Source organism: Micrococcus sp. KRD070, from assembly GCF_017168435.1.
Lineage (GTDB): Bacteria > Actinomycetota > Actinomycetes > Actinomycetales > Micrococcaceae > Micrococcus > Micrococcus luteus.
Genome location: NZ_JABFNH010000018.1, coordinates 75,867 through 84,283, shown reverse-complemented (window position 1 = coordinate 84,283; position 8,417 = coordinate 75,867). Strand labels below are relative to the sequence as shown.

General features: G+C 71.8%; 7 protein-coding genes. 2 read left to right on the top strand and 5 right to left on the bottom strand.

What is annotated here, in order from left to right; genetic code table 11:
• Window positions 1-27: 27 nt before the first annotated feature.
• From J1M38_RS06620 to pstS, 5 genes are all read right to left on the bottom strand, one after another.
• Window positions 28-927 carry a hypothetical protein gene (locus J1M38_RS06620; protein ID WP_134417034.1) on the bottom strand — a complete coding sequence of 300 codons (900 nt, stop codon included), beginning with the start codon at window positions 925-927 and terminating at the stop codon, window positions 28-30.
• 33 nt (window positions 928-960) lie between these two features.
• Window positions 961-1,686, bottom strand: coding sequence for an alpha/beta hydrolase (locus J1M38_RS06615; protein WP_036383543.1), 726 nt, complete (start codon window positions 1,684-1,686; stop codon window positions 961-963).
• A gap of 309 nt (window positions 1,687-1,995) precedes the next feature.
• The gene (pstA, locus tag J1M38_RS06610; protein ID WP_036384203.1) at window positions 1,996-3,177 is read right to left on the bottom strand and encodes a phosphate ABC transporter permease PstA; all 1,182 of its coding nucleotides are present in this window, start codon (window positions 3,175-3,177) and stop codon (window positions 1,996-1,998) included.
• A gap of 1 nt (window position 3,178) precedes the next feature.
• Complete coding sequence (pstC, locus tag J1M38_RS06605; protein WP_049147798.1) at window positions 3,179-4,135, bottom strand: phosphate ABC transporter permease subunit PstC; 957 nt, start codon at window positions 4,133-4,135, stop codon at window positions 3,179-3,181.
• A gap of 134 nt (window positions 4,136-4,269) precedes the next feature.
• Window positions 4,270-5,382 (bottom strand): phosphate ABC transporter substrate-binding protein PstS, encoded by a 1,113-nt coding sequence (gene pstS / locus J1M38_RS06600; RefSeq protein ID WP_115165531.1) that lies wholly within the window; start codon window positions 5,380-5,382, stop codon window positions 4,270-4,272.
• Window positions 5,383-5,608: 226 nt separating this feature from the next.
• Here pstS and J1M38_RS06595 point away from each other — a divergent pair, with 226 nt between their 5' ends.
• Both J1M38_RS06595 and radA read left to right on the top strand, forming a co-directional pair.
• Window positions 5,609-6,778, top strand: coding sequence for an aromatic acid exporter family protein (locus J1M38_RS06595; RefSeq protein ID WP_155933861.1), 1,170 nt, complete (start codon window positions 5,609-5,611; stop codon window positions 6,776-6,778).
• 89 nt (window positions 6,779-6,867) lie between these two features.
• Window positions 6,868-8,304, top strand: coding sequence for a DNA repair protein RadA (gene radA / locus J1M38_RS06590; protein ID WP_069941089.1), 1,437 nt, complete (start codon window positions 6,868-6,870; stop codon window positions 8,302-8,304).
• Window positions 8,305-8,417 lie beyond the last annotated feature (113 nt).

Here is an 8,417-nt window from a genome sequence, read left to right as displayed (position 1 = left end):
GGCGACGGACGCGCGGGGGCGGGGCCGTCAGGCGGCGGGCTTGCCCTTCTTCTGCCTGTCGTCCTTCTCGTCCTTGCCGCCGGGCAGGGCGCGACGGATCGCGCCGAAGACGCCGCCGTCGTCCTTGGCGCCCGCCGACTCCCCCTCGGCGCGCCCCTGTGCGGCGCCCTCGCGGATCTCGCCGGGGATCACCATCGGCAGGGGGCTGAAGAGCTCCGCGGCGTTCTCCATCACGGCCTTGCCCATGGCGCGGTTGCCCACGCCGCCGATCACGGCGCCCACGCCGAACGGCACGGCGCGGCCCACGAAGCCGGCACCCTGCCGCAGGCGCATCTTGCGCATGAACGTCCTCTTGAGGCGATCCACCACGAACGCGCTGATGCCGGTGCCCGATGCGGTGCCCGCGAGCGCGTTGAGGCTGGACTGCGGGTCGTAGGGACGGCCGGCCTTGGCGGCGGCCTCGCGGAGCAGCTCCTTGGCGTCGTCGCCGAGCATGAGGCCCATGACGAGGGCCTGGGCGCGCTGCGGGTCCTGCGTGGTGATGCCGTGCAGCTCGGCGAGGGACTGCGCGTAGAGGGCGGTGGCCTCCATGAAGCCGGCGACCGCGACACCGGACAGGCCGAGCGCGGCCACGGTGCCGATGCCCGGGACGATCGCGGTGCCGCCCACGGCGGCACCGGCCCCCGTGACGGTGGTCAGGTACTGCTGCCCGAGCCGCTCGGCGAGACGCTCCGGGCTCTCCCCCGGGTGCTTCGCCGCCATGCGCTGGATGTTCTTCAGGACCAGGGGGCGCTGGACCGCCAACACCGTGGAGAGGGCCTTCTCGAAGCCCTCCGTGGGCTCGCCGTTCTCATCGAGTGCCGACTTCAGCCCGAAGTCCTTCACCTTCCCGGACGCGTACCGGCCGATCGTCGAGTTCTTTGCCATGCGCGCCACAGTATCGGCGCGCGACCCCCGCGGTCAGGACCCGGGCGTCGCCGCGCGCAGGGAGTGCTCGAGGAAGATGCGCACGTCACGGACCTCGTCGGGGCCGGTCCCGTGCAAGATCCCGGGGTAGGTGCGCACGGTCAGGCGGGTGTGCTCCTCGGCCCACGCGCGGGTGTGGGCGACGGCGTCCGGATGGATCACGGGATCCTCGGCGTCCCGGCCCCAGAAGAACGGGCGCGGGCCCGGTCCCTCGGCCGGGGAGTCGAGCATGGCCAGCAGCTCGTTGTCGACGGCGAAGCCGCTCAGGCCCACACCGCAGGTGAACGCCTCGGGGCGCAGACGCAGGACCGTCGTCGCCATGGCCATGCCCTGGGAGAAGCCGAGCACCGAGACCGTGCGGAAGCCGGCCGCCACGACCTCCTCGGCGGAGAGCACGTCGAACACGCGGTGGGCGGCGGCGAGCACCTGGGCGAAGTCGGACTGCAGCAGCAGGTCGAGCAGGAACCAGCCGTGCGCGCCGGGGTCGCCCGGGCCTTCGGACGCCGTCTCGTCGATCTCGAAGCCGCCGCGCACCGCCAGGCCGGTGCACCGCTCCGGGAGCATCGGGAAGTGGCGGCGCGCCGCGCGGACCTCGTTGGAGCCGTAGCCGTGGAACACGAGCACCAGGTCCGTGCCCGCGCGCTCCGCCGGCGGGCGCGACCACACCACGCTGTGGCCGGAGCTGATCGTCTCGGTGACTGGTGCGGGCGTGGGGCTCATGGCTCCATCCTAGGGAGGACCCCCGACCGGGCGTCATGCCTGGTCAGGGGCCGCTTTCCGGTGGGCCCTGCGGGGATCGAACCCGCGACCGGCGGATTCTCGAGGTCTGGTCCTGGACAGTACGCACGGGGTCCCGTGCCCCGCATGATTCCGCGGATTCCGCGGCCCCGCCCTCCGCTGTTGGCCCTGTCGGAACACGTTGTTTCCGGACGTTTAGGGTGGGTAAAGGGCTGTCGCTTATACACATCTCTGAGCCCACGTGCGACGGGGTCGGGGCCGGCCGCCCGGGGGATTCCGGGCGGCCGGGCCTCACCGGCCCTTCTTGGGGGCGAACGCCTTGGCGATGAACCGTGCCGCCAGGTTGAGCAGCATGACGATGGTGACGAGCAGCAGGGCGGCTGCCCAGGCGCGGGCGGTCGAGGGGTCCGCCGCCGTAGGCGAGGTCGGGGCGACCAGCTGGCGGTAGATGTACACCGGCAGCGCGGTCATCCAGTTGTCGAACGGGTTCCAGTTGATGCTGGTGGCGAAGCCGGCCGTCACGAGGATCGGCGCGGTCTCGCCCGCCACGCGGGCGATGGCCAGGGTGACGCCGGAGGCGATGCCGGAGATCGCGGTGGGCAGGACCACCTTGGCGATGGTCTGCCACTTGCGCACGCCGAGGGCGTAGGCGCCCTCGCGCAGCTCGTTGGGCACCACACGGAGCATCTCCTCCGTGGATCGCACGACCACGGGGATCATGAGCACCGAGAGCGCGATCGCGGCCGTGAGACCCATCTGCACGGACTGCAGTGCGGTGGACTTGCTGCCGGTGACCAGGGTCAGGACCCACGTGATCGCGGCGTAGGCGAAGAGGCCGGCCACGATCGAGGGGATGCCGGTCATGACGTCCACGAAGAACACGATGGCGCGGGAGAACCAGCCGCCGCGGCTGTACTCCACCAGGTAGATGGAGGTGAGCATGCCGATCGGCACGGAGATCAGGGTCGCGATGATCGTGATCACGACGGTGCCGATCAGGGCGTGGCCGAAACCGCCCGCGAGCCCGCCGGCGGGCTTGCCGTCCTCCACCCACGCCGAGTCGTCGATGCCGGTGATGCCCTTCATGTCGTACGCCATGATCTGCGGGTTGGCGATCAGGGTCGGCAGACCGGCGGAGAGGACCGACCACAGCACGGAGACCAGCGGCACCAGGGCCACGAGGAACGCCAGCCACACGAGGTTGCGGCACAGGCCGTCTGCGGCGCGGCGCCGGTTCTCCATCACGCGGGTGGCCACGTAGAGCCCCGCGATGTAGAGGATGGCGGCGATGATCACGAAACCGACGACGTTGAAGGCGCCGCTGAGCAGCACGGTCAGGCCGGCGGCGACGACGGCCGCGGCAGCTGCGACGGCCATCCAGGTCCAGCCGGGCTTCTGACCCTCGGTCAGGGAGTGACGCCGCGGCGTCACGCTGTCCTCGGTGGCCCGGGGAGAAGTCGAGACAGTGCTCATGTCAGTTGGCTCCCGAGAATTCCTTGTGCTTGTTCACGATCGCGCGGGCGATCATGTTCACCGCCAGGGTGATGATGAAGAGCATGAGACCGGCAGCGATCAGCTCGTGCAGGCGCATGTTGAACGCCTCGGGGAAGTTGAGCGCGATCTCCGACGGGATCGTCTGGTTCCTGCCGGACTCCACGAGCGACCAGGAGAAGACGCCGCCGGAGAGCACCATGGTGACCGCCATGGTCTCGCCGAGCGCGCGGCCGAGGCCGAGCATGATCGAGGAGATGATGCCGGCCCGGGCGAACGGGAACACGGTCATCTTGATCATCTCCCAGCGCGTGGCGCCGAGGCCGAGCGCGGCCTCCTCGTGGAGCTTCGGGGTCTGGGTGAAGATCTCACGGCAGAGCGCGGTGATGATCGGCAGGACCATCACGGCCAGCACGACGCCCGAGGTCAGCAGGGTGCGGCCCGTGGTGGTGGCCGAGCCGCCGAAGAACGGGATGAAGCCCAGGTTCTCGTTGAGCCAGCCGTAGATCGGCACCATCAGCGGAGCGAGCGTCAGCCAGCCCCACACGCCGTAGACCACGGAGGGGATCGCGGCCAGCAGATCGATCACGAAGCCCACCGACTGCGCGATGCGCGGGGGCGCATAGTGCGAGATGAACAGGGCGACACCGATCGCGACCGGGGTGGCGATGAGCAGAGCGATGATCGACACCATCACGGTGCCGGCCATGAGCGGCCACACGTACTGGAAGAAGGAGTCCGCAGACACGAGCTCCGCGCCCGGCTGCAGGGCAGGCCATGCCTCCGTCAGGAGGAAGACCGCCACGAAGGCGAGCACGAGCAGGATCAGGACGGCGGCCGCCAGGGCCCCGCCGGAGAGGAGCTTGTCTCCGGCGGCTCCGCGGCGGGGGCCGCGCAGGCTGGACGGCTTCGGTGCCGCCTCGTTGGTGGTTGAGGACACGGTGCCTTCCCTCAGATCGACGTGCGTGGTGATGGACGGGCCGCGACGAACGAGTGCCCTGACGCGGCTTCAGCCGCCGGGCCCGTGGGGCCCGGCGGCCGAAGCGGCGGTGGGTCAGCCGACAAGAAGCGACATCAGCCCTTGACCGAGATGGCCTCGATGCGCTCCATGGCCTTCTTGCGGGTGTCCTCGGAGATCGGGGCGTTGCCCGCGGACTCCTCGGCGGTCTTCTGACCGTCCTCGGACACGACGTACTCGGCGAAGGCCTTGACCTGGTCCACGGTCTCCTGCGACTCGTACTGGTTGCAGTAGATGTGGTAGGAGACCAGCACGACGGGGTACACGCCGGACTCGTCGGTGGCGCGGTCGAGCTCGATCGAGCCGTCCTCCTTGGCCTCGGACTTCTCGACGGTCGCGGCCGCGGCCTCGGCGGAGTACTTCACGTACTCCTCGCCGACCTTCACGGACACGGTGCCCAGCTCGCCCACGGCGGAGGCGTCGGCGTAGGTGATGGCGCCTTCGGTCTGGGAGGCCAGGCCCACGACACCCTTGGTGCCCTGGGCGGACTCGGCGGTGATGTCGGACGGCCAGGTCTCGACCTCGTCGTAGGACCAGGCATCGCCGGCGGCCTCGGTGAGGTAGGCGGTGAAGTTCTCGGTGGTGCCCGAGTCGTCGGAACGGTGCACGACGGTGATCGGGGTGTCGGGCAGCTCGACGCCCTCGTTCTGCGCGGCGATGGCCTCGTCGTTCCAGTTCTTGATCTCGCCGGAGAACACCTTGGCGATGGTCTCGGCGTCCATCTTGACCTCATCGACGCCCGGCAGGTTGTAGGCCACGGCGATCGGGGAGATGTAGGCCGGCACGTGGAACGCGCCCTCGTCGCCGCAGTTCTCCTTGGCGGACTCAGCCTCCTCCTCCTTGAGGGCGGCGTCGGAGCCGGCGAAGGAGGTGGCACCGGCGAGGAACTTCTCACGACCGGCACCGGAGCCGTCCGGGGAGTACTGCACGGTCAGGTTCGGAGCGGTCTCGGTGACACCCTGGGTCCAGGCGGTCATGGCCGCCTCCTGCGAGGAGGCGCCGGCGCCGACCAGGTTGCCCTGGACCTCGGAGGTGGTGCCCTGCTCGCCGCCGGCGGAGCCGGAGGCATCGGAGCCGCCGTTGCCGCTGTCCGCGGAGGAGCAGGCGGTCAGGGCGATGGCGGCCACGGACAGGAGGGCGGCGGAGCGGCCGAAGCGGAGAGCCTTCACGAAGAGCCTCTTTCAATCGGATGACGACGGTGAGGGCAGAGCGTCCGGCTGGCCCGGTTCTGCACCGCACCCGACCGTACGGTCCAGAGGTGAATCGAGTGCTCGGCCGGGGTGAACAGATGGTGAACGGGAGCGGCATTCGCAGGAATGATCTGTGCCGTGGGCCACAATGCTTGGTTGAGCCTCGCACGGCGGGGGCACCGCGGCGTCGGACTAGGCTGGCCGCATGACGGACCGCTTCGCCACCGCCACGGGCACGGTGCCGATGGTCGACCCCCAGACCCGCGGGGAACGTCTCGGCCGCTTCCTGCGTCGGCGCGCCCGTGCGGGCTGGTCCCGCGTCCGCTCCTCCGTGGGCCAGGCCGCCCTCGTCGCTGTCTGCGCGGTGGGCGCCTACTGGTTCGCGGAGGCCGTCCTGGGCCACCAGCAGCCCCTGTTCGCCTCCACCGCCCTGCTGATCGCCCTCGGCTTCCAACGGGAGCCGAAGCTGCGCAAGGTGGCCGAGGTCGCCGTCGGCTGCACCGTCGGCATCCTGATCGGGGACCTGCTCATGGTCGGGCTCGGCCGCGGCCTGTGGCAGGCCTCGGTGGTCCTGTTCGTGTCCGTGATGGTGGCCCGGTTCCTGGACTCCGGCGCCACATTCACGATGCAGATGTCCCTGCAGTCCGTCCTCGTGGTCCTCCTGCCCACCGGCACGGGAGGGCCGTTCGTCCGCAGCCAGGACGCGATCGTGGGCGGCGTCCTGGCCCTGCTCGTCACGTTCCTCTCGCCCCAGGACGTGCGCCGTCCCGCGGTGCGTCAGCTGGGTGGACTCTACGACTCGATCGCCACGGTGCTGCGCGACCTCTCCCGGGCCCTGCGGGAGGACGACTCCCGCACCGCCTGGATGGCGCTCGTGGCCAGCCGCGGCACGCACACCACGCTGGAGGCGCTGCGCAAGGAGCTGCGCGTCACGCATGAGCAGACCGTGTTCAACCCGCTGCACCGCTCCTCGCGCTCCTTCGTGGAGGACGCGGTGAACGCGGCGGACCGCTCGGACCTGGCGGTGCGCTCCCTGCGGATCGTGGCCCGGCGGGTGGTCTCGGTCCTGGACGAGGGTGTGTTCGACGACGACGACCGCGAGCGCCTGGCCGCCTGGTTCGACGACGCCGCGGACGCCGTCGAGATCCTGCACCGCTCCCTCGTGGAGCCGCAGGCCGAGGGCCGCCATCGCTCGCTGTCCGTGGCGCGGGACGCCCTGGGGGCGTCCGCGTCCGCGCTGGACCCGCACCAGCTGGGCGGCGGGTCCGTGCACGGCGAGGCGCTCGTGATGCTGCTGCGGCCCATGATGGTGGACCTCATCGAGGCCACGGGCGCCGAGCACGACGAGGCGCGCGGCTACCTGCCCCGCGTCTGAGCCCGACGGCGGCGCACGGCCCCGGCGGCCGACGTCGGACCGCGCGCGGTGCCGGCTAACGCGTCCGCCTCGGCTCCTAGAGTGGGCGCATGGCCACCAAGACCGCCCCGAAGCGTGCCCCCGGATACCGCTGCACCGAGTGCGGCTGGACCACCGTGAAGTGGGTCGGCCGCTGCGGGGAGTGCCAGTCGTGGGGCACGGTCGAGGAGATCGGGCTGACGTCGACCACCGGTCGCACGCGCGCGGCCACGGTCGCGGAGGTCGCGCCGCGCATCGCGGACGTGGACGCCACGCTGGCCTCGTTCCGCTCCACGGGGGTGCGTGAGCTGGACCGCGTGCTCGGCGGCGGCCTCGTGCCGGGCGCGGTGATCCTGCTGGCCGGCGAGCCGGGCATCGGCAAGTCCACGCTGCTGTTGGACGTGGCCGCCCAGACGGCGCGCGGCGCGGGCGGCGGCGGTCCGCGCTCGGTGCTGTACCTGACGGGCGAGGAGTCGGCGGCGCAGGTGCGCTCCCGCGCAGACCGGATCGGGGCGATCGCGGACACCCTGCGTCTGACGGCGGAGACGGACCTGGGCCGGGCACTGGGGCAGATCGAGCGGACGGACCCGGAGCTGGTGATCGTGGACTCCGTGCAGACCCTGCAGTCCACCGAGGTGGACGGGATCGCCGGGGGCGTCAGCCAGGTGCGCGAGGTGGCGGCCAGCCTCATCCGCACGGCCAAGGAGAAGGGGATCACCACGGTCCTGGTGGGCCACGTGACGAAGGACGGGACCATCGCCGGCCCGCGGCTGCTCGAGCACCTCGTGGACGTGGTCTGCCAGTTCGAGGGGGACCGCCACTCACGGCTGCGCCTGGTGCGTGCGGTGAAGAACCGCTTCGGGCCCACGGACGAGGTCGGCTGCTTCGACCTGCGGGAGGACGGCATCGAGTCCCTGGACGACCCCTCCGGTCTGTTCCTCTCGGGCGTCTCGGAGCCGGTCGAGGGCACGTGCGTGACGGTGACGCTCGAGGGCCGGCGCCCGCTCGTGGCCGAGGTGCAGTCCCTGCTCACCCCGTCCGCCGGCGGCAGCCCGCGCCGCACCGTCTCCGGCGTGGACGCGGCGCGCGTGAACATGCTCCTGGCCGTGCTCCAGCGCCGGGCCCGTTTCGCCCTCGCCCAGGACGACTGCTACGTGGCCACCGTGGGCGGCGTGCGACTCTCGGAGCCCGCCTCGGACCTGGCCGTGGCCGTCGCCGTGGCCTCGGCGAAGCTCTCGGCCCCCGTCCCGCAGGGGATGATCGCCGTCGGTGAGCTCGGGCTGGCCGGGGAGGTGCGCCCCGTGCCCGGCATCGGGCGACGGGTGCGCGAGGCCGCCCGCCTGGGCTTCACCCGCGCCCTGGTCCCCCGCTCCCCCGAGCCGCTCGGGGACGTCCCCGCGGGCTTCACGGTGGCGGAGGTCGGCTCGATCGGCGAGGCCCTCGCCACGATCCCCACGTGGACCGGCGGCGGCCCGGCCGCGCATCCGGAGGCCGGCCCCGGCCGCTGACGGCGCGGCCGGCTCAGCGGGACGATGACGGCGACGGGTCGGTGGTCGAGGCCGACGCCGGGTCGGAGGCGGACCCCGACGGGGAGGCGCTGCCGCTCGAGGAGGGGGTGGCC

Excerpts from the sequence above, each read along its gene's own strand:
- radA (WP_069941089.1), top strand. The coding sequence starts at position 6,868 with ATGGCCACCAAGACCGCCCCGAAGCGTGCCCCCGGATACCGCTGCACC.
- pstA (WP_036384203.1), bottom strand. The coding sequence starts at position 3,177 with ATGAGCACTGTCTCGACTTCTCCCCGGGCCACCGAGGACAGCGTGACG.
- J1M38_RS06595 (WP_155933861.1), top strand. The coding sequence starts at position 5,609 with ATGACGGACCGCTTCGCCACCGCCACGGGCACGGTGCCGATGGTCGAC.
- J1M38_RS06620 (WP_134417034.1), bottom strand. The coding sequence starts at position 927 with ATGGCAAAGAACTCGACGATCGGCCGGTACGCGTCCGGGAAGGTGAAG.
- J1M38_RS06615 (WP_036383543.1), bottom strand. The coding sequence starts at position 1,686 with ATGAGCCCCACGCCCGCACCAGTCACCGAGACGATCAGCTCCGGCCAC.